This window comes from Microbacterium oleivorans, assembly GCF_001644225.1.
In the GTDB taxonomy this organism is placed as follows: Bacteria; Actinomycetota; Actinomycetes; order Actinomycetales; family Microbacteriaceae; genus Microbacterium; species Microbacterium gawkjiense.
Genome location: NZ_LSTV01000001.1, coordinates 596246 through 615834, shown reverse-complemented (window position 1 = coordinate 615834; position 19589 = coordinate 596246). Strand labels below are relative to the sequence as shown.

The window sequence follows — 19589 nt, the reverse complement described above, 5'->3', positions numbered from 1 at the left end:
GGGCCGATGCGGCCCAGACGTGGTCTGTGGTTCGACTCGAACGCATGCGCGTGAGGAAAGCCGCGAAGCCTGCTTCACCGCGTCGATCACGGATGCGCCGCATCCCTCGCCGAAGTTCGAGACGAGTCTATCAGCGCGCCGGATACGATGGAATCTCAGCCCCTCACCCCCGAGACACGGAGGACCCATGGACTACGGATGGATGTCGCACGCACTGCTCTGGTTCGTCGGAGCTCTGAGCGCGGCCACCGCCGTCTGCGTCGTCGGCGCCTTCTTCTCGATGGGTCGCAGCTACAAGGACTGACCGCGTCACACGCGATCGCCCCTCTCGGTCCAGCGGATACAGTGACCGGAGGGGACCGCCGGTCACCGGCACCCACCCCATTCCGCTCACACCTCACGTAGACCTGGAGCCCCGTATGTCGTCGACCCCCTCTCCCACCGGCCCCTCGACGGATCAGGATCAGGCTCCGCACGAGGCGACGCAGCAGCACGAGGGGGCTCCGCAGCCCGAAGAGGTCGACCGTCCCACCCACCCCGAATCGGCGTCGACCGGTTCTGCGCAGGGTCCGGCGAACATCGGTGTCGTCGGTCTCGCGGTGATGGGCTCGAACCTGGCCCGCAACCTCGCGTCGCGCGAGGGCAACACGGTCGCGGTGTTCAACCGGTCGCGGTCGAAGACCGACGAGCTGCTCGAGGCGCACCCCGAGGCCGAGTTCGTCCCCGCGTTCACCTACGAGGAGTTCGCCGCGTCGCTGCAGAAGCCCCGCACCGCGATCATCATGGTCAAGGCCGGCAAGCCGACGGATGCCGTCATCGACGAGCTCATGCGTGTGTTCGAGCCCGGTGACATCATCATCGACGGCGGCAACAGCCTGTTCACCGACACGATCCGCCGCGAGAAGGCGGTCTCGGAGGCGGGCTACAACTTCGTCGGCATGGGTGTCTCCGGCGGCGAGGAGGGCGCACTCAACGGTCCGTCCCTCATGCCCGGCGGCCCCGACGAGGCGTGGGTCACCCTCGGCCCCATCCTGAAGTCCATCGCGGCGGTCGCCGAGGGCGAGCCGTGCGTCACCCACATCGGCCACGACGGCGCCGGGCACTTCGTCAAGATGGTGCACAACGGCATCGAGTACGCCGACATGCAGCTCATCGCCGAGGCGTACGACCTCATCCGCCGCGGCACCGGCAAGTCCCCCGCGGAGATCGCGGACATCTTCGCTGAGTGGAACACCGGTGAGCTGGAGTCCTACCTCATCGAGATCACCGCCGAGGTGCTCCGCCAGACGGATGCCGCCACCGGCAAGCCCCTCGTCGACGTCATCGTCGACCAGGCCGGCGCCAAGGGCACCGGCGCCTGGACCGTGCAGACCGCCCTCGACCTCGGCGTCCCCGTCTCCGGCATCGCCGAAGCCACTTTCGCCCGCTCGCTCTCCAGCCACCGCGAACAGCGCGACGTGGCCGGCGGCCTCCCCGGCCCCTCCCCCGAGGACTTCACCGTCACCGACGCCGACGCGTTCATCGAGCAGGTGCGCCTGGCCCTCTACGCCTCGAAGATCGTCGCGTACAGCCAGGGCTTCGACGAGATCCGCGCCGGCGCCGCACAGTACGGCTGGAACATCGACCTCGGCGCCGTCAGCAAGATCTGGCGCGGCGGCTGCATCATCCGCGCCCAGTTCCTCAACCGCATCGCCGACGCCTACGACGCCCAGGCGGACCTCCCCGTCCTCCTCACCGCCCCGTACTTCGTCGAAGCCCTCGGCCGCACGCAGGACGCCTGGCGCGAGGTCGTCCGCATCTCGGCATCCGCCGGCATCCCCGCCCCCGCCTTCAGCTCCTCCCTCGCCTACTACGACGGCCTGCGCGCCGACCGCCTGCCCGCCGCCCTCATCCAGGGACAGCGCGACTTCTTCGGCGCCCACACCTACAAGCGCATCGACAAGGACGGCACCTTCCACACGCTGTGGTCCGGCGACCGCAGCGAGGTCGAAGCCGAGGACACCCACTGAGCCGCAGCGACACCGCGCTGCGCGTCCACCGGGCCGCCGCGCGCATCGTCCTCGCCATCCTGACCGCCCTCTACGCGTGGGCGGTCGGCTGGATGACGCTGCGCGCGGCGCCGTACGGTTCCGACATCGCGTCGGGACTGAACCGGCTGCTGGAGTGGTTCGCCGAGCGTCCCTCGACGGCCTGGATCACGTTCGACCGCGTCGAGTTCGGCGCGAACGTCGCGATGTTCGTCCCCCTCGGGGTGATCGCCGTGCTCTGGTTCGGCGTGCGCGGCTGGTGGCTGGCGCCCATCCTGGGGGCGCTCGCCAGCGCGGCGATCGAAACCCTGCAGGCGCTCCTGCTCGACTCCCGCGTCGCCGACGTCCGCGATGTGATCGCCAACACGCTGGGCGCCGTCATCGGGATGTGTCTCATGCTGCTGCTCGCCTTCCTGCTGTCCCCGCCGCATCCGCGGCGGCAGCAGGAATACCGAGCATGACCGAAGCCGGGGCATAGCGCGGTCATAGGAAGGTCATGAGAATGGAGTCATGACCATGCCTGCCCCCGTTCTCCAGCGCCCCGACGGCTCCCCCCTGCGCGTCCTCGTCGTCGACGACGAGCAGATGTTGACCGACCTGCTCTCGATGGCCCTGCGGATGGAGGGCTGGGAGGTGCGTACCGCCGGTTCCGGCTTCGACGCCCTGACCGCCGCGCGGGAGTTCGCCCCCGACGCGATGGTGCTCGACATCATGATGCCCGACCTCGACGGGATGTCGGTGCTGCAGCGTCTGCGCCAGGGCGGCGACGACGTGCCGGTGCTCTTCCTCACCGCGAAGGACTCCGTCAGCGACCGTGTCGCCGGGCTCACCGCCGGTGGTGATGACTATGTCACGAAGCCGTTCAGCCTCGAGGAGGTCGTCGCGCGGCTGCGGGGGCTGATGCGCCGCGCCGGGGCATCCGCCGGCGCCGCCGACCCGATCCTCCGCGTCGGCGACCTCACGCTCAACGAGGACTCGCACGAGGTCTTCCGTGGCGACGACGAGATCGAGCTCACCGCGACCGAGTTCGAGCTGCTCCGTTACCTCATGCGCAATCAGCGCCGTGTGCTCTCGAAGGCGCAGATCCTCGACCGCGTCTGGAACTACGACTTCGGCGGCCGCTCGAGCGTCGTCGAGCTCTACATCTCCTACCTGCGCAAGAAGATCGACGCGGGCAAGGAGCCGCTCATCCACACGGTCCGCGGCGTCGGCTACATGATCAAAGCGAGCCAGTGAGCACGACGTCCCGTCGTCGCCGTCGGCACCGCTGGAGCCTGCAGGCGCGGCTGATCACGGCGGTCGTGTCGTTCGTGTCGGTCATCCTCATCACCGTCGGACTCGGCACCGGTACCGTCCTCGAGTCGATCCTGCGTGAGAACCTCGACGCGAAGGTCACCGGCGTGCAGGACTCGATCGCACTCGACTACAACCACCGCGCCGACCAGATCCTCGAAGCGAGCCCCCGCCCGGAGCGGGGCACCCTGCTCGTCGTGAACAACCTCGCCGGCCCGACCGCCGCGTACGTCGATGCGGAGGGTGGCGTCCGGACCCTCGACACCCGCAACATCCAGATCAGCGCCCAGGACGGCAACGACTGGGCCGACGCCACGGTCGCGGGTCTCGGGGACTACCGGCTGCGGATCGGCCCGTACTCCAGCATCTTCGGGTTGCCGACCTCGGAGGTGACGAGCGTCAGCGCCCGCATCGTCACGACCGTCGCCCTCCTCACCACCGGCGGCCTGCTCGTGCTCGCCGCGGTCATCGCGCTCCTCATCCGCAGCGCCCTCGCACCCCTGCGCTCCGTCGCGTCGACCGCCTCCCGGGTCGCGGCGCAGCCCCTGGCGGAGGGTGCCGTCACGATCACCGAGCGCGTTCCCGACGAGGACACCGACACCCACACCGAAGTCGGTCAGGTGGGGCACGCCCTGAACACCCTGCTCGACCACGTGGAGACCTCCCTCGCCGCGCGCCAGCGCAACGAGGAGCGCATGCGCGCGTTCGTCGCGGATGCGAGCCACGAACTGCGCACTCCCCTCGCCTCGATCCGGGGGTATTCCGAGCTCTCGCTGCGCGGCATCCGTCACGCAGAAGCGAGCGGGAACACGGCCGCCGGTGTCGTCGCCGACACCACCCGCGAGTCGCTGGAACGCATCCAGGCGCAGTCGCTGCGCATGACGGCGCTCGTCGAGGATCTGCTGCTGCTCGCTCGCCTCGACGAGGGGACCGAGCTCGTCTACAGCGCCGTCGATCTCACCCGCCTCGCCGTGGAAGCCGTCTCGGACGCGCGGGTGGCCGGCACCGACCACGAGTGGGTGCTGGAGGTGCCCGACGAGCCCGTCATCGTCGCCGGCGACGCCGGACGGCTGCATCAGGTGGCGGCGAACCTGCTCGCCAACGCACGGGTCCACACCCCCGCCGGCACCCGCGTGACGACGACCGTGGCGTCGGAAGACGGCGACGCGGTCCTGCGCATCCACGACGACGGGCCCGGTATCGACCCCACCGTCGTCGGGGACCTGTTCGAGCGGTTCTCGCGCGCCGACTCGTCCCGCGCGCGCCAGACCGGCGGCACGGGGCTCGGGCTCTCGATCGTCAAGGCGATCGTCGAGGGCCACGGCGGCCGTATCGCCGTGGCCTCCGAGCCCGGCTCGACGACCTTCGAGGTGCGGATGCCCGCCCGCCCCGACTCCCCCGCTCAGTAACCGCTGAACGCGTCCGTCGTGATCGACTTCGCCCGCTCGAGGGCCGGGGTGAGGGTCGCGATCAGCGCCGGCGGGCCCGACACGTAGGCGTGACGGCGGTTGATGTCGGGAACCAGACGCAGCAGCCCGTCGGCGTCGAGACGCGAACCGCCCGCCCACGTCCAGTCCGTCGGAAGGTCCGCGGGTTCGTCGCGCGTGACGACGATGACCGGGATGCCGGCGGCCTCGAGGTCGCCCCGGAACGCGAGCTCCTCGCTGGCCGAGGCGACGTAGACGAACACGACGTCGCGTCGCTCCTGCGTGAGGCGCAGGTGACGCAGCTGGGACACGAACGGCGTCACGCCGATGCCCGCCGCCACCATCAGGACGGGCGCGTCGGCGCGTCGCGGCAGGACGAAGTCGCCCCAGATCCCCGTGATCGCGAGCTCGTCGCCGGGTTCGACCGTGGCGAGCGCCTTCTTGTAGCTGGACTGCGATCCTTCGCGCATCGCGATCTTCACGAGCGGCAGCTCCGCCGGCGACGACAGGATGCTGAATTCGCGCCGGGTCCCACGGGAATCGGGGTGCGCGTGGGGGACCTCGAGCTCGAGGTACTGCCCCGGGGCGAAGCGGACCGGGCGCTCGGCGCGGAAGCTGTACTCGCGCACGCTCGGGGTGAGCGGGGTGCGTTCGACGATCGTCAGCCGCACGGCTGTACGCATTGCGAAGACGAAGGCGACGAGGTTCCCGACGAGGAGAGCGCGCTCCTGGCCAAGGGTGATCTCGCCGAGGGAGATCGGCCACCCGGCGAGCACACCGACGACGGCCGCCACGACGAACTGCTGCCAGCGGCGCGGCGGCAGGGTGAGCGGCTCCGAGAGCATGAACGCGCCGAGGAACAGGAACGGCGACGACAGGACGATCGCCGAGAACGTCATCCCCGGGTCGAGGGCGAACCCCGCCGACTGGGCCTGCACGATCGTGCGCAGCGACGCGACCGCGATCGCGATGATGAGGAACAGGCCGACGACCCGCACCTTCTCGGTGCGCACGAGCACGACCAGCCCGAGGAGCAGTACCGGCAGGGCGAGCAGCGGGTTGCCGACCCACCACGCCGCCGACCCGAGGTCGGGCGCCCAGATGCTGATGATCGTGAGGGCCGTCGCGCCGACGGCGGCCGGGTTGAAGATGTGCCGGCCCTGCCAGGCGAGAACGTACTTGGATGCCGAGGCGAGAGCGCCTGCGACGGCGACGCCGACGAGCGGCAGCGGCTCGAGGGTGGGGCGCAGGACGAACACGAGGATCAGCGCCGTGATGAGGGCGGATTCGATCCGCCACGGGCGGCGGACGATGCGCTGGGCGACGGCGTCGACGAGGGCGATCGAGACGGCCAGTACAGCGAGCGTGACGACGAACTCCAGCGGCGCCACCGACACCCCGCCCGCGAGGGACACCGCCAGGGTGATCACGGCCAGCGCCGAGAGCGCGAAGAGCACGAGGCGGTACATGGACAACCTGCCGAGGACGCCGAACACGCGACTCCAGGCGGCACTGAGGGATGAGATCACGAGAACAACTCCGCTTCGCATCGGGGGGACCATTCGACGGAGCCGTCGGTGCGCATGCGCACCCAGGCGACTCCCCATTCTGCGGCCAGCCGGGGGCCGCCGTCGAAGAACAACGCCGTCGCGACCGCATCCGCCGTCATGGCATCGGGCGCGACCGCCCAGGTCGCGGCGTAGGCGCGCACCGGCTCACCGGTGCGCGCGTCGAGGACGTGGTGCAGCCCGTCGCCCCACGCGCGGCGGTTGACCGCCGAGGCGCAGAGGGCGGCATCCGTCACCTGCCACACCCCGATCGCGCGGGACGTGTCGTAGGGGTGCTCCAGCGCGATCCGCTGGGTCGCACCGCGGACCGCGATGTCGCCGCCCGCATCGACGACGGCGGCGCCTTCGGGGATCCTGGCGATGACGAGGTCGACGAGGCGTCCCTTGCCGAGGGCGCCCACGTCGAGGACGGCGGGCTCCGTCAGGTGGAGGACGGCGTCCGACCAGTCCACGATCGCCCGCCAGTCCTGCGGCGCGGCGACGGCGCCCCGGTCGATCAGAGAGTATGCGGCGTCGTACCCGCGGCGCGCGAGGCTCTCCCCGACGAGCGGGTTCACGGCGCCCGAGGTGGCGGAATCGAGCGCGTCGTAGGCGTCGAGCATCGGCCCGGCGTCGGCGGGCGCGGGGACCTCGCCGCCGCTCTCCCCCAGCCGCCGCACGAGCGAGTCCTCGCGGAAGCGGGACCACTCGCCGTCGAACACGGCGATGGCGTCCGTGATCTCCTCACGGACGCCATCATCCAGGGGGTCGGCGGTGTCGATCCGCCAGACGGTGCCGATCGCCTCGAACGTCCAGGAGTGGACGAGCGGGCCGGCGGAGGTCATGATGCGGCTTCGGTCCGGATCTCGGCCACCGCCGCGTTGAAGCCGCCGCTGGTGAGGGACGAGCCGCCCACACGGTCGACGGACAGGTCGTCGAGGTTCTTCCCGACGACTTCGTCCTTGATCCCGCCGATGAACTCGCTCTGGTACTGCTCGGTCTCGCGGGCCTGCGGGTCGCCGGTCACCTCGACGGCGGTGACCTTGTTCGACTCGAGCGTCAGCGTGACGCTGATCTTCTCGACGGTCTCGGGCGTCTGGTAGGTGCCCTCGGCCGTGTAGGTGCCGTCCTTGTACGTCCCGGAGGACGAGCCCGCGTCGGCCGAGGCCGGCGGCTGCGAGGACGTCCCCTCAGCGGTCGTCTGGCCGGCGCACCCGGCCAGCAGGGCGAGCCCTGCGACGGATGCGGCGGCGGCGCCGACGCGGATCGGTCGGGGTACGGCGGTGGCGCGGATCATGAGAGGTCCTCCTTCTGTCGTGCCCGCCCGGTCGAGGGCGCGGGGCGGTGATCTCAGGAAAGCGGGCCCCGACAGGGCGATCCTTGCAGGAGTCTATGGATCTCCTGCGAACCGGAGGGAGTCGTCCCTCAGGCTGCGCCGTCGAACATGCTCGTGACCGAACCGTCCTCGAAGACTTCGCGGATGGCACGGGCCAGCAGCGGCGCGATCGGGAGGATCGTGAGGGCCGGGAAGCGCTTCTCGGGGGGCAGCGGTACGGTGTCGGTGACGACGACCTCGTCGATCGAGGGGTCCTGCAGCCGCTCGGCGGCGGGGTCGCTGAAGATCGCGTGCGTCGCCGCGACGATGACACGCTCCGCGCCGTTGGCCTTGAGCGCCTGGGCCGCCTTGACGATCGTGCCGCCGGTGTCGATCATGTCGTCGACGAGCAGGCAGACCCGGCCCTCGACCTGTCCGACGATCTCGTTGACCGTGACCTGGTTGGCGACGTTCGGGTCGCGCCGCTTGTGGATGATGGCGAGCGGTGCGCCCAGGCTGTCGGACCAGGTGTCGGCGACGCGCACGCGGCCGGTGTCGGGCGAGACGACCGTGAGCTTGGCGCGGTCATCGGCCGACAGCGTGTTCTGGAAGTACTCCAGCAGCACGGGCTTGGCGAACAGGTGGTCGACGGGACCGTCGAAGAAGCCCTGGATCTGCGCGGCGTGCAGGTCGACGCTCATGACGCGGTCGGCGCCGGCCGTCTTGAACAGGTCGGCGACGAGGCGGGCACTGATCGGCTCACGCCCGCGACCCTTCTTGTCCTGACGGGAGTAGGGGAAGTACGGCGCGACGACGGTGATCCGCTTCGCGGATGCGCGCTTGGCGGCATCCAGCATGATCAGCGTCTCCATCAGCCACTCGTTGACCGGCGGCCCGAAGCTCTGGATCAGGAAGAAGTCGCAGCCGCGGATCGACACCTCGAAGCGGGTGAGGATCTCCCCCGAGGCGAACGTGCGGTGCTCGGTCGGAACGAGCTGGGTGCCGAGCGCTGTGGCGACCTCGGCGGAGAGCTCCTCGTGGGAGCGACCCGAGGCGACGACGAGCCGCTTCTTGGTCTTGGCCACCAGGCCCGGGGCGATCCCGCGCTCGGTGTCGAGGTCAACCGTCTGCTGCTTCTTGCGACCCATCGCCAGCTTCCTGTGCGGACCGGGCGCGAGCGGCGGCTTCTGCCGCTCCCGTTCCCGGTCGATTGTTCTCGACCCACCCGGCGATGTTCCGCTGGGGGGCGATGCTGAGCGCGAGGGCGCCGGCCGGAACATCCTTGCGGATGACGGCTCCCGCACCCGTCTTCGCGCCTTCACCGATCCTAACGGGCGCGACGAACACGTTGTGCGAGCCGGCGTGCACCTCGTCGGCGATCTCGGTGCGGTGCTTCGTGAGGTCGTCGTAGTTGGCGGTGATGGCGCCGGCGCCGAGGTTGACGCCTCGCCCGATCGTCGTGTCGCCGACGTACGAGAGGTGCGGGACCTTGCTGCCCTCGCCGATCGTCGAGTTCTTCGTCTCGACGAACGTGCCGATCTTGCCGCGCTCCCCCAGCTCGGTGCCGGGTCGGACGTAGGCGAAGGGTCCCACGGTCGCGTCCGCGCCGATGACGGCGAGAGTCGCGTCGGTGCGGGTGACGGTCGCGCCGCGCCCGACCTCACAGTCGACGAGGCTCGTGTCGGGGCCGACGGTCGCGCCCTCGGCGATGCTCGTCGCGCGCAGGATGTGGGTGTTGGGGAGGACGGTGACGTCGGGCGCGAGGGTCGCCGTGACGTCGATCCACGTCGTGGCGGGATCGAGGATCGTGACCCCGGCGAGCTGCCAGCGACGGACGGTCCGCGCGTTCAGCAGTCGGCCCACCTCGGACAGCTGCACGCGGTCGTTGACGCCGTACGTGACGGTCGGGTCCTTCGCGACGGATGCCGCGACCCGCCGCCCCGCGCGGCGCAGCAGCGCGACGGTGTCGGTGAGGTACTTCTCGTTCTGCGCGTTCGCCGTTCCCACCTGCGGCAGGTGCTCGCGGAGCGCGGCGGCGCCGAACACGTACATCCCCGCGTTGACCTCGCTGACGGCCGCTTCGTCGGGCGAGGCATCCTTCTGCTCGACGATGCGCGCCACGCTGCCGTCGCTCTCGCGGATGATGCGGCCGTACCCGGTGGGGTCGTCGACGACGGCGGTCATGAGGGTCGCGTCGGCCTGCGCGTTGCGGTGCTCGGACACGAACGCGCCGAGGGTGTCGGCGTCGGCGAGGGGGCAGTCGCCGCTCAGTACGAGGACGTCGCCCTCGAAGCCGGCGAGCGCGTCCAGGGCGATCTCGACGGCGCGGCCGGTGCCGGGGATCTCATCCTGGTCGACCACAACGACCTCGGGAGCGACGCCGAGGACGGCCGCCGCGACCTGGTCGCGCTCGTGACGGACGACCACGACGACGTGCGCCGGGGCGAGGTCGCGCGCGGTGTCGAGCACGTGTCCGACGAGCGGACGGCCGCTGATGCGGTGCAGCACCTTCGGGAGCGAGGACTTCATCCGTGTCCCCTGGCCGGCGGCGAGGATGACGACGGCGAGGCGGGGGTCGAGCGCGTTCTTGGTCATGCTCCGCCGCCAGGACTCGAACCTAGACTTCACAGCTCCAAAGGCTGTCGTGCTGCCATTACACCACGGCGGACCGCGGCGCTCCGGGGTCCGGTGGCCGCCCGACAAGTCTGCCATGCGCGCGCGGGCGGCCCACCTCGGACACGGGCGCCGCAGCCGCTCTGCGATGATGAGGGGATGGCTCCCGAACACGACGAGGTCGACCGGATCGTGAGCGCCTGGATCGCGCAGCGACCCGATCTGGACTTCTCGCCGCTCGAGGTGCTCTCGCGGGTGGACCGGCTGTCGCGCCACCTCGACCGCGCCCGTCGCGAGGCCTTCCAGCGCAGCGACCTGGAACCGTGGGAGTGGGACGTGCTGTCGGCTCTCCGCCGCGCGGGCGAGCCGTACACGCTCAGCCCCAAGCAGCTGCTGCAGCAGACGCTCGTCTCGAGCGGCACGATGACCAACCGCATCGACCGGCTCGTCGACCGTCGCCTCGTCGTGCGCGCGGCCGACCCCGGCGACGGCCGCGGTGTCTTAGTGACTCTCACCGAGGAGGGGCGCAATCGGGTGGATGCCGCGATCACCCGCCTCGTCGACGCCGAGGCCGAGCTCCTCGGCCAGCTCTCGCGCGCCGACCGGGACCGGCTCGCCGCGCTCCTGCGCAAGCTGAGCCTCGGATTCGACGTCTGATCCGCGATGGCGATGCGCGCACCCCTTCCCGTCCGTGACGGGGTCGGTCCCACGCGTCTGCGTGTGCCGCGGACCGGGCCCTGGACGACGATCGCGGACTACGTGACGGGCCGGTTCGCGCACATCGACCCCGAGATCCTCCTCAGCCGCTTCGACCGGGGCGAGGTGGTCGCCTTCGACGGCACGCGACTCACGCGGGAGACCCCGCTCGGTGCGGAGGACTTCATCTGGTACTACCGGGAACCGCCCGACGAGCCCGACATCCCGTACGAGGTGACGGTGCGCCACCTAGACGACGATCTGCTCGTCGTGGACAAGCCGCACTTCCTCCCGACGACGCCCGGCGGCGGCTTCCTGCGCAATTCGGCGCTCGTCCGACTGCGACAGCGGTTCGACAACCCGGATCTGACGCCGATCCACCGCCTCGACCGTGCCACCGCCGGTCTCGTCATGTTCTCCGCGCGCCCCGCGACCCGCGGCGCTTACCAGACCCTGTTCGCCGACCGGGCCGTCGAGAAGGTCTACGAGGCCGTCACCGCCGTCCCCGCCGGTGGGATGCCGGAGCTCCCCCTCGTGATCCGTTCGCACCTGACGAGCTCCCGCGGGAGCCTGCGGGCGATCGTGCGCGAGGACCGCGAGCCGAACGCCGAGACGCGCGTCGAGGCGATCCGGGTCACGGCCGACCGCGCGCACCTGCGGCTGCACCCCCGGACCGGGCGCATGCATCAACTCCGGTCGCACCTCGCCGGGATCGGTCTCGGCATCCTCGGCGACCGGTTCTACCCCGACCTGCTCGACGAGGCGCCCGACGACCCCGACCGCCCGCTGCAGCTCCTGGCACGCGAACTGCGCTTCGTCGACCCGCTGTCGGGCCGTCCGCGCGAGTTCACAACCGGGCTCCGCCTGCGCGAGGCGCCGCCCGCCTGATCAGCCGAGCTGCTCGCTCAGCTCGAACCAGCGATCCTCGGCCTCGGCGACCTCGGCCTCCATCGCGGTGATGTGCTGCATCTTCTCGCCGAGCCCGACGTAGTCGGCCTGGTCGTGATCGGCCAGGGCCGTACGCGCAGTGGCGATCTGATCGCTCAGCTTCGCGATGCGGCGCTCGAGGCTCGTGGCCTCCTTCTCGGCCGCGCGTCGCTCGGCTCCGCTGAGAGCGGATGCCGGTGGTGCCGCGGCATCCGCCTGTCGTCCCGCGCTGGGCGCCGCGCCCGTCGCCTGCGGCTGAGCGGCCCGCAGGCGCAGGTACTCCTCGATCCCGCCGGGCAGGTGCCGGAGCGTACCGCCCATGACGGCGTACTGCTGATCGGTGACGCGCTCCATGAAGTAGCGGTCGTGCGAGACGACGATGAGGGTGCCCGCCCACGAGTCGAGGAGGTCTTCGATGGCGGCGAGCATGTCGGTGTCGAGGTCGTTCGTCGGCTCGTCGAGGATGAGAACGTTCGGCTGGTCGAGGAGGATCAGGAGGAGCTGCAGGCGGCGCTTCTGACCACCCGACAGGTCTTTGACCGGCGTCGAGAGCTGAGCAGACGAGAATCCCATGCGCTCGAGCAGCTGACCCGGCGTGAGCTCCTGCGCCTTCGACCCGGCCCCGAACGTGTACGTCGTCCGCAGGCGCGAGACGACGACGCGGACGGGCTCGTCGAGGTGCGGGTCGAGCTCGTCCATCCGCTGCGTGAGGGTGGCGACCTTGACCGTCTTGCCGTGCTTGACGCGTCCGGCGGTCGGCTGGACGGCACCGGAGACGAGGCCCAGGAGCGTCGACTTGCCGGCCCCGTTGACGCCCAGGATGCCGGTGCGCTCCCCCGGCGCGATGCGCCACTCGACGTCGCGCAGGATCTCGCGGCCGTCGTAGCTGACCCCCGCGTCGAGCAGGTCCACGACGTCCTTGCCGAGCCGTGCGACGGCCAGCGATTGCAGCGAGACACGATCGCGAATCTCGGGGACGTCGGCGATGAGCTCGTTGGCGGCGTCGATGCGGAACTTCGGTTTGCTCGTGCGCGCGGGAGCACCCCGGCGCAGCCAGGCGAGCTCCTTGCGGGCGAGGTTCTGCCGGCGCGCCTCGATCGAGGCGGCCTGCCGGTCGCGCTCGACGCGCTGCAGGATGTAGGCCGCGTAGCCGCCGTCGAAGGGCTCGACGATGCGGTCGTGCACCTCCCACGTCTTCGTGCAGACCTCGTCGAGGAACCACCGGTCGTGGGTGACGACCATGAGCGCACCCGAGGCCGCCGACCACCGTCGCTTCAGGTGCTCGGCGAGCCAGGCGATGCCCTCGACGTCGAGATGGTTCGTGGGTTCGTCGAGCGCCAGGACGTCCCAGTCACCGGTGAGCAACTGCGCGAGGGCGACACGACGGCGCTGACCGCCCGAGAGCGTGCCGATGGCGGCATCCCAGTCGAGGTCCGAGAGGAGACCCGCGATGACGTCGCGCACGCGCGGGTCGCCGGCCCACTCGTGCTCGGGTCCGTCGCCGACCACCGCGCGACCCACGGTGAGGTCGTCGGGCAGCACGTCGGTCTGCTCGAGCACACCGATCGTCACGCCGCCGCGCACCGTCACGCGGCCGGAGTCCGGCTCGCGCCGCCCCGCCAGCATCGCCATGAGGCTCGATTTGCCGTCGCCGTTGCGGCCGACGATGCCGATGCGGTCGCCCTCGTCGACGCCGAGCGACACGCCGTCGAAGACGACCTTGGTCGGGTACTCCAGGTGCAGGGCCTCGGCCCCGAGAAGATGTGCCATCGCCTCCAGGCTACGCGGCGCGCGGTGGGTGCTTGCTCAGTACCAGAAGCTCAGTCGCGGCGTGGTGGTCGAGGCGAACACGCGGGCGAGGCGGTGCGCGTCGTCGGTCTCGATGCGTCCCGCGCGGGCGAGGGTGACGGGCGAGACGCCGCCGAGCAGGATCGCCGACAGCTCTGCGACCCCCAGAGTCGCCCGCGGGATGCCGAGGGGCGCCTCGTCGACCACGTCGACGCCCGGCTCCGCGCCCGCCGACAGGACGAACGTGCCGTCGGCGATCCCGAGCGGATCGGTGACCTCGAGCGCCACCACGTCGTCGACGTCGTACCCGCGGGCCGCGAGCACCGTCGGGACGTCGAGGATGCGCAGGTAGTGGTGGTCCGCGATCGTGATGCGGGCGGCGCGCTGGTCGGCGATCATCCACCAGAGCGGCTCGTCGAGCGAGAGCTCGCTGGCCCGGACGGTGCCGATGAGATCGAGCGAGAGGAGGAAGCGCCAGAGCCCGGCGTAGGCGGCATCGGTCACCGCCAGAAGCTGGTGCACCGTGGCGTTCGAGGCGGACCAGTCGTCGTCGTTCTCGCTGACCGAGTACAGCGCGACACCCTCGACCTCGCCCTCCGGCGAGCGGTACTGCACGGCGCGGAGTCGCTCCGCCTTCTCGGCGTCGGGCCGCGTGCCGTACGTGCGGTCCCAGTGCCCGCCCGGCATCGCGATCTCGCCGGGCGAGGCGAGCCGCGTGCGCTCGTGCAGCGCGGCGGCGGCATCCCTCGCCTGCTCGCGCGTGACGTAATCGAGCCGGCCCGGTGCGACAGGCCCGATCCACCCGGCGCGGCGCGTCCGGATCTCCCACGAGGTCGCCGCCGCGGCGGGGGCGAACCCGAACCGGCCGTAGATGCCGGACTCGCTCACCGTCAGGCCCGCGATCGGCGCGCCCTGCGCCACGGCGGTGCGCAGCTCCCCCGCCATGACCCGCGAGAGCAGACGCCGGCGGCGGTGCGTGGGCGCGACGGTGACGGCGCTGATCGCGCACATCGGGATGGCGGCACCGCCGGGCAGGGCGAGCTCGGCGATCCACGACGCGAACGTCGTGACCGGCTCGTCGGGCTGGACGGCGCCGGGGTCGTACACACCGATCTTGCGACGGTAGCGGCTGCGCGCGAACGCCTCGCCGCGCTGCAGGTCGTTGCGTTCGCCGTCGAGGAAGCCGCGGGCCACGGCATCCGTCCACCTGTCCGACGCGGCACGGTCGTCGTCGCCGACGCGGGCGATGCGGAGGCCGTCGGCCTCGATCGCCGCGCGGAGGGTCTCGTCGAGCGGAGCGGAGTGGAAGGCGTCGCCGAGGGAGGTCATGCGTTCCAGGCTACGGGGAGCCGCCGACGCGCGTCAGAGGATCCGCGTGCCGGCGACCGGTCCCGTGACCGCGTGGGAGGTGTGCCCCTGCTCGGCCAGACGGGCCGCGATCCCGTCCGCGTGCGCGTCGTCGGCCGCGAGGAACGCGACCGTCGGGCCCGATCCCGACACGAGTCCGCCCAGGGCCCCGGCGGCCAGACCCGCGTCGAGCACGTCGGCGAGAGCCGGACGCAGGTGGACGGCTGCCAGCTGGAGGTCGTTGCGGATCGCGGCGGCCAGGGCCGCGGCATCCCCCGACCGCAGGGCGCGCAGCACCGCGGGATCGACCTCCGGCATGAGGCGGCCGGGACGGATATCGGCCGTCTCGCGCAGCCGGTCGAGGGTGCCGTAGACCTCGGGGGTCGAGAGCCCGTCGCCGTCGGTGACGAGCACCCATGCGAAGCGGCCGCGGCCGAGCGCCGGGGCGAGCTCGTCGCCGCGCCCGGTGCCGACGGCGGTGCCGCCCAGCAGCGCGAAAGGCACGTCCGCGCCGAGTCGCGCGCCGAGCGCGTGGAGCTCGGCGGTCGACAGGCCGGCGTCGATCAGCTCGTTGACGGCGACGAGGGCGGCGGCGGCATCCGCCGACCCTCCGCCCATGCCGCCCGCCACCGGGACGCCCTTGTGGATATGCAGACGGATGCCGCCCTCCCAGCCGACCGCCTCGGTCACGGCGCGCGCCGCACGGAGCGCGAGGTTGCGCTCGTCGAGCGGGACGCCCGACACGTCGACGTCGCCGGTCACGGTGAGGTGGAAGCCGTCGTCATGCGAGGCCCAGAGGTCCTCGAACAGCGACACCGCCTGGTAGACCGATGCGACCTCGTGGTAGCCGTCGTCGCCGACGGCTCCCACGTCGAAGAAGAGGTTGAGCTTGCCCGGCGCGCGCACGTGCACGCGCCGGGCCGGGTCGATGCTCAGGCTCACGCGTTCGCCGAGTCGGCCCACAGGTCGACGTCGATCGCACCCGAGAGCGCGTCGATACGAGCGAGCTCGTCGTCGTCGAACGGGGCGCCCTCGGTCGCGGCGAGGTTCTGATCCAGCTGCTCGGGCCGCGAGGCTCCGATGAGCGCCGACGTCACGACATCGTCGCGGAGGATCCACTGGATCGCCATCTGCGCGAGCGTCTGGCCGCGCTGCTGAGCGATGTCGTTGAGCCCGCGCAGGGTGTCGAGCGCCTTCTGGTTGAGCTGCCCGTCGGGCAGCGAGAATCGGCTCTGCGCCCGGTCGGCCGTGCCGTCGCCGAGGTACTTGTCGGTCAGCAGGCCCTGCGCGAGCGGCGTGAACGCGATCGCGCCCATGCCGGCGGCGCGCAGCGAGTCGGTCAGACCGTCCTCGACCCAACGGTTCAGGATCGAGTACGAGGGCTGGTGGATGACCAGCGGCGTACCGAGGTCCTTCGCGATGGCCACCGCCTCCTCGGTGCGCTCGGCGCTGTACGACGAGATCCCGACGTAGAGCGCCTTGCCCTGCCGGACGAGGGTGTCGAGGGCACCGATCGTCTCCTCGATGGGGGTCACCGGGTCGGCGCGGTGCGAGTAGAAGATGTCGACGTAGTCGACGCTCATCCGCTTCAGCGACTGCTCGGCGCTCGCGATGAGGTACTTCCGCGAGCCGTTGTTGCCGTAGGGGCCCGGCCACATGTCGTATCCGGCCTTCGACGAGATGAGGATCTCGTCACGGTAGGGCGCGAAGTCCTCGCGCATCATGCGCCCGAAATTCGTCTCGGCGGACCCGAACGGCGGGCCGTAGTTGTTCGCCAGGTCGAAGTGGGTGACGCCCCGATCGAAGGCGTGGCGAAGCAGAGTACGCTGGTTGTCGAAGGGGATGTTGTCCCCGAAGTTCCACCACAGTCCCAGCGAGATCGCCGGCAGATACAGGCCGCTCGAGCCGACCTGGCGGAACGCCCCCGCATCGTAGCGGGAGGATGCCGCCTGATAGGGGCGGTGGGTGTCGCCGTTGCGCGACGGAGGGAAGCGGTCCGCGTAGTCGGTCATCCCCCCAGGCTATCGACGATGGGCACCCGAAACGTCGGTGAAACGACGGAGACCTAGTCTTGTCCGACCGGAGACGCACACAGAGGGAGAACATATGGCGCGACTGACTGCACTGCCGACCGAGGGTGGTTCCTGGACCGCTCTCCTCGAGCGCGAGGACATCGTCCTCATCGGAGGCATGCTGCACCTGCGCCATGACGACACCACCCCCGAGCAGGCGCGCATCGACGACCTGCTGCTGATCGCGGACACGCTGGCGGATGCCGGCATCCCGCACCTCCTCATCCGTCACTCGGGCTCCGTGCCGGGCCTCGTCGTCGACCTCGCCCACCGGGCTCGCGCCCTCGCCGCGCTCTCGGACCGTGCCGTCACCGAGCCGCTCTACGCGAAGGCGAAGGGCGGCACGCCGGTGCCGTTCGGCGAGCTGCGCCTGCGCGCCTCGGGTCCCGCCTCGGTGCGGGTGTTCCGACCGCGCGTCGCCGGCGAGCTGCGCTACGGCGCCGGCTACGGCGTGCGCGTCGAGTTCTGGCGCTTCGGCGAGGAGCTCGTCGAGGCGCCCCACGCGAACGACCTCACGCGTCGCGTGTTCGCCGCCGAGGACGTCGAACCGGCCACGGTGGAGCGCTACGGGCGCACCTGGCAGACCCTGGACGGGATGTTCGACCCGCACCCGGGCGACGTCACGCACGAGATCGACATGGTGTTCTCCTGGGTCGACGGGTCGTCGTCGGAGTTCCAGCGTCAGCGAGCCGCGCAGCTCTCGGAGTACGTCGTCGGCGACGGCGACGACGGCCCCGCCCGCTACCGCCACGTCGACGAGCTGCGCTACGCACTGCGGAGCGTCCACATGTACGCGCCGTGGGTGCGTCGCATCTTCATCGCGACCGACTCCCCCGCCCCGGCGTGGCTGCTCGACCACCCCAAGGTGACGATCGTCCGCAGCGAGGAGTTCTTCGAGGACCCCGCCGTGCTCCCGACGCACAACTCGCACGCCGTCGAAGCGCAGCTGCACCGCATCGAGGGCCTGTCCGAGCACTTCCTCTACTCCAACGACGACATGTTCTTCGGGCGGCCGCTCTCCCCGGAGCTCTTCTTCTCCCCCGCCGGCGTCTCGTCGTTCGTCGAGTGCGATGTCCGCATCGGCACGGGCCCGCGCCGCGTCGCCCGCAGCGGGCACGACAACGCGCTGCGCCTGAACCGCGAACTGCTGCAGGAGCGCTTCGGCCGCACGATCGTCCGGGACCTCGAGCACTGCGCCGCGCCCCTGCGCCGCAGCATCATGTTCGAGCTCGAGCGGGAGTTCCCCGAGGAGATCCGGCGGACGGCGGCATCCCGCTTCCGTTCCGCGACCGACGTCTCGGTGACCAACTGCCTGTACCACTACTACGCGCAGTTCACCGGCCGGGCGATCGCCTCGACGGCACCGCGGGTGCGGTACTTCCAGACCACGCAGGCGGCGTCGCTGCGGCGCATGGAGAAGCTCGCCGAGCGCGGCGACGTCGACATGTTCTGCCTCAACGACGGCGGCGACCACGAGGTGCCCGAGCCCGTCCGGGTGCGGGCCGTGACGGGGTTGCTCGAGCGCCTCTTCCCGATCCGTGCGCCGTGGGAGGACCCGGCCGTCAGTGCAGCGCCGGCACGCCCGGTCGAGCTGCACGCGTGACCGACCCGCTGACACCGGCTTCCCGCAGGCGGCGCTGAGCCTCGTCCGGGTCGATGTACTCGAGCGGCGCGGAGACGTCGATCGGGACCACCGAGTGGACGACCGTGTCGTCGTAGACGTGCACCATGTTGTACGCCTGCGCGCCGTCCTGCGGCCGCGTGCCGCCGACAGGAACCGTGAGGTCCTGCGCGTAACACGTCGATGAAGCGACCGAGACGGGGATGCCCGCGAAGGTCGCGAAGGTCGAGTAGTGCAGGTGGCCCGCGATGATCGCGCGCACGTCCGTGCCGCGGAGGACCTCGGCGAGGCGGCGCTGGTCGCGCAGCTCGACGCTCGCCGCGAGCGGCAGCACGCTCGGGACGGGCGGGTGGTGCATGGCCAGCACGGTGCCGAGCGGTGCCGGAGTGGCGAGGACATTGCGCAGCCAGCGGAGCTGCGCGTCGGACAGTTCGCCGTGGTGGTGCCCGGGCACGCTGGTGTCGAGCGTCACGATGCGCAGGCCGTCGAGCTCGTCGACGCGGTCGTAGGGCGCCGTCGGGTCGGCGGGGGTGTCGTCGAGCAGTCGGGAACGGAACGCGCCCCGGTCGTCGTGGTTCCCCATGACCCACAGCAGGCGGGCGCCCAGACGCTCGGCGAACGGCTCGACGAGCGCGCGGATCGCGTCGTATGCCGCGACCTCGCCGAGGTCGACGAGGTCGCCCGTGAAGACGACGGCGTCGGGGGCGATGCCGCTGGACTCGATGGCCCGGAGGGCGGCGGTGAGCGAGGCCTCGCCGTCGACGCTGTCGAACAGGCGGGGGCCGGGACCGCGCAGGTGCGTGTCACTGAGGTGGAGCAGGATCCGTTCGGCGGCCGGATGCTCGGCGCGGCGCATGGTCACTTCTTCCGTCGGTGCGGAGGCTCGGGTACCCCCGCCTTGCTCCGAAATGTTACC

General features: G+C 71.2%; 17 protein-coding genes and 1 tRNA gene. 7 read left to right on the top strand and 11 right to left on the bottom strand.

The window, feature by feature from the left end:
* Positions 1-419 precede the first annotated feature (419 nt).
* From gndA to AYL44_RS02830, 4 genes are read left to right on the top strand one after another with little or no spacing between them, the layout of a single operon-like run.
* A complete protein-coding gene (gndA, locus tag AYL44_RS02845) occupies positions 420-2009 on the top strand; it encodes an NADP-dependent phosphogluconate dehydrogenase (protein WP_064001733.1) in 1590 nt (529 codons plus the stop codon).
* Positions 1964-2488, top strand: coding sequence for a VanZ family protein (locus AYL44_RS02840; RefSeq protein WP_231872708.1), 525 nt, complete (start codon positions 1964-1966; stop codon positions 2486-2488). Before gndA ends, AYL44_RS02840 begins: the two co-directional genes overlap by 46 nt.
* 49 nt (positions 2489-2537) lie before the next feature.
* A complete protein-coding gene (locus AYL44_RS02835) occupies positions 2538-3263 on the top strand; it encodes a response regulator transcription factor (RefSeq protein WP_064001732.1) in 726 nt (241 codons plus the stop codon).
* The gene (locus AYL44_RS02830) at positions 3260-4729 is read left to right on the top strand and encodes a sensor histidine kinase (protein ID WP_064001731.1); all 1470 of its coding nucleotides are present in this window, start codon (positions 3260-3262) and stop codon (positions 4727-4729) included. Before AYL44_RS02835 ends, AYL44_RS02830 begins: the two co-directional genes overlap by 4 nt.
* Here AYL44_RS02830 and AYL44_RS02825 read toward each other — a convergent pair.
* The 6 genes from AYL44_RS02825 to AYL44_RS02800 all read right to left on the bottom strand — a co-directional run bounded on the left by AYL44_RS02825 (position 4723) and on the right by AYL44_RS02800 (position 10277).
* The gene (locus AYL44_RS02825; protein WP_064001730.1) at positions 4723-6276 is read right to left on the bottom strand and encodes an FAD-dependent oxidoreductase; all 1554 of its coding nucleotides are present in this window, start codon (positions 6274-6276) and stop codon (positions 4723-4725) included. The two genes, AYL44_RS02830 and AYL44_RS02825, sit on opposite strands and share 7 nt — an antisense overlap.
* On the bottom strand, positions 6273-7139 hold the full coding sequence (locus AYL44_RS02820; RefSeq protein ID WP_064001729.1) for an FAD:protein FMN transferase: 867 nt from the start codon (positions 7137-7139) through the stop codon (positions 6273-6275). The genes AYL44_RS02825 and AYL44_RS02820 overlap by 4 nt, the downstream gene beginning before the upstream one ends.
* Positions 7136-7591, bottom strand: a complete 456-nt coding sequence (locus AYL44_RS02815) for an FMN-binding protein (RefSeq protein WP_064001728.1) — start codon at positions 7589-7591, stop codon at positions 7136-7138. Before AYL44_RS02815 ends, AYL44_RS02820 begins: the two co-directional genes overlap by 4 nt.
* A gap of 128 nt (positions 7592-7719) precedes the next feature.
* Positions 7720-8757: a ribose-phosphate diphosphokinase gene (locus tag AYL44_RS02810; RefSeq protein ID WP_064001727.1), complete on the bottom strand. Its 1038-nt coding sequence runs from the start codon at positions 8755-8757 to the stop codon at positions 7720-7722.
* On the bottom strand, positions 8729-10204 hold the full coding sequence (gene glmU, locus AYL44_RS02805) for a bifunctional UDP-N-acetylglucosamine diphosphorylase/glucosamine-1-phosphate N-acetyltransferase GlmU (RefSeq protein ID WP_064001726.1): 1476 nt from the start codon (positions 10202-10204) through the stop codon (positions 8729-8731). The genes AYL44_RS02810 and glmU overlap by 29 nt, the downstream gene beginning before the upstream one ends.
* A 1-nt stretch (position 10205) precedes the next feature.
* Positions 10206-10277: transfer RNA gene (locus AYL44_RS02800), tRNA-Gln, on the bottom strand.
* Between the two features lie 104 nt (positions 10278-10381).
* Between AYL44_RS02800 and AYL44_RS02795 the strand changes: the two genes are divergently transcribed.
* Both AYL44_RS02795 and AYL44_RS02790 read left to right on the top strand, forming a co-directional pair.
* The gene (locus tag AYL44_RS02795; protein WP_064001725.1) at positions 10382-10879 is read left to right on the top strand and encodes a MarR family winged helix-turn-helix transcriptional regulator; all 498 of its coding nucleotides are present in this window, start codon (positions 10382-10384) and stop codon (positions 10877-10879) included.
* Positions 10880-10891: 12 nt separating this feature from the next.
* Positions 10892-11806 (top strand): pseudouridine synthase, encoded by a 915-nt coding sequence (locus tag AYL44_RS02790; protein ID WP_197471595.1) that lies wholly within the window; start codon positions 10892-10894, stop codon positions 11804-11806.
* Here the strand turns inward: AYL44_RS02790 and AYL44_RS02785 are convergent, their stop codons facing one another.
* From AYL44_RS02785 to mgrA, 4 genes are read right to left on the bottom strand one after another with little or no spacing between them, the layout of a single operon-like run.
* Positions 11807-13615: an ABC-F family ATP-binding cassette domain-containing protein gene (locus tag AYL44_RS02785; protein ID WP_064001724.1), complete on the bottom strand. Its 1809-nt coding sequence runs from the start codon at positions 13613-13615 to the stop codon at positions 11807-11809.
* A gap of 36 nt (positions 13616-13651) precedes the next feature.
* A complete protein-coding gene (locus AYL44_RS02780; RefSeq protein ID WP_064001723.1) occupies positions 13652-14962 on the bottom strand; it encodes a GNAT family N-acetyltransferase in 1311 nt (436 codons plus the stop codon).
* Positions 14963-14995: 33 nt separating this feature from the next.
* The gene (locus AYL44_RS02775) at positions 14996-15922 is read right to left on the bottom strand and encodes a 4-(cytidine 5'-diphospho)-2-C-methyl-D-erythritol kinase (RefSeq protein WP_064002444.1); all 927 of its coding nucleotides are present in this window, start codon (positions 15920-15922) and stop codon (positions 14996-14998) included.
* Positions 15919-16992, bottom strand: a complete 1074-nt coding sequence (mgrA, locus tag AYL44_RS02770; RefSeq protein ID WP_064001722.1) for an L-glyceraldehyde 3-phosphate reductase — start codon at positions 16990-16992, stop codon at positions 15919-15921. Before mgrA ends, AYL44_RS02775 begins: the two co-directional genes overlap by 4 nt.
* Before the next feature lie 94 nt (positions 16993-17086).
* Between mgrA and AYL44_RS02765 the strand changes: the two genes are divergently transcribed.
* Positions 17087-18655: a stealth conserved region 3 domain-containing protein gene (locus AYL44_RS02765; protein WP_064001721.1), complete on the top strand. Its 1569-nt coding sequence runs from the start codon at positions 17087-17089 to the stop codon at positions 18653-18655.
* On the opposite strand, the gene AYL44_RS02760 is transcribed toward AYL44_RS02765, so the two are convergent.
* A complete protein-coding gene (locus tag AYL44_RS02760; RefSeq protein ID WP_064002443.1) occupies positions 18615-19529 on the bottom strand; it encodes a phosphodiesterase in 915 nt (304 codons plus the stop codon). The two genes, AYL44_RS02765 and AYL44_RS02760, sit on opposite strands and share 41 nt — an antisense overlap.
* Positions 19530-19589: the final 60 nt, after the last annotated feature.

What these genes read in the sequence shown, in the direction of transcription:
- AYL44_RS02810 (WP_064001727.1), bottom strand. Translation starts at nt 8,757, where the DNA reads ATGGGTCGCAAGAAGCAGCAGACGGTTGACCTCGACACCGAGCGCGGG.
- AYL44_RS02785 (WP_064001724.1), bottom strand. Translation starts at nt 13,615, where the DNA reads ATGGCACATCTTCTCGGGGCCGAGGCCCTGCACCTGGAGTACCCGACC.
- AYL44_RS02815 (WP_064001728.1), bottom strand. Translation starts at nt 7,591, where the DNA reads ATGATCCGCGCCACCGCCGTACCCCGACCGATCCGCGTCGGCGCCGCC.
- AYL44_RS02765 (WP_064001721.1), top strand. Translation starts at nt 17,087, where the DNA reads ATGGCGCGACTGACTGCACTGCCGACCGAGGGTGGTTCCTGGACCGCT.
- AYL44_RS02760 (WP_064002443.1), bottom strand. Translation starts at nt 19,529, where the DNA reads ATGCGCCGCGCCGAGCATCCGGCCGCCGAACGGATCCTGCTCCACCTC.
- gndA (WP_064001733.1), top strand. Translation starts at nt 420, where the DNA reads ATGTCGTCGACCCCCTCTCCCACCGGCCCCTCGACGGATCAGGATCAG.
- AYL44_RS02835 (WP_064001732.1), top strand. Translation starts at nt 2,538, where the DNA reads ATGACCATGCCTGCCCCCGTTCTCCAGCGCCCCGACGGCTCCCCCCTG.
- AYL44_RS02820 (WP_064001729.1), bottom strand. Translation starts at nt 7,139, where the DNA reads ATGACCTCCGCCGGCCCGCTCGTCCACTCCTGGACGTTCGAGGCGATC.
- mgrA (WP_064001722.1), bottom strand. Translation starts at nt 16,992, where the DNA reads ATGACCGACTACGCGGACCGCTTCCCTCCGTCGCGCAACGGCGACACC.
- AYL44_RS02795 (WP_064001725.1), top strand. Translation starts at nt 10,382, where the DNA reads ATGGCTCCCGAACACGACGAGGTCGACCGGATCGTGAGCGCCTGGATC.
- glmU (WP_064001726.1), bottom strand. Translation starts at nt 10,204, where the DNA reads ATGACCAAGAACGCGCTCGACCCCCGCCTCGCCGTCGTCATCCTCGCC.
- AYL44_RS02780 (WP_064001723.1), bottom strand. Translation starts at nt 14,962, where the DNA reads ATGACCTCCCTCGGCGACGCCTTCCACTCCGCTCCGCTCGACGAGACC.
- AYL44_RS02790 (WP_197471595.1), top strand. Translation starts at nt 10,892, where the DNA reads ATGCGCGCACCCCTTCCCGTCCGTGACGGGGTCGGTCCCACGCGTCTG.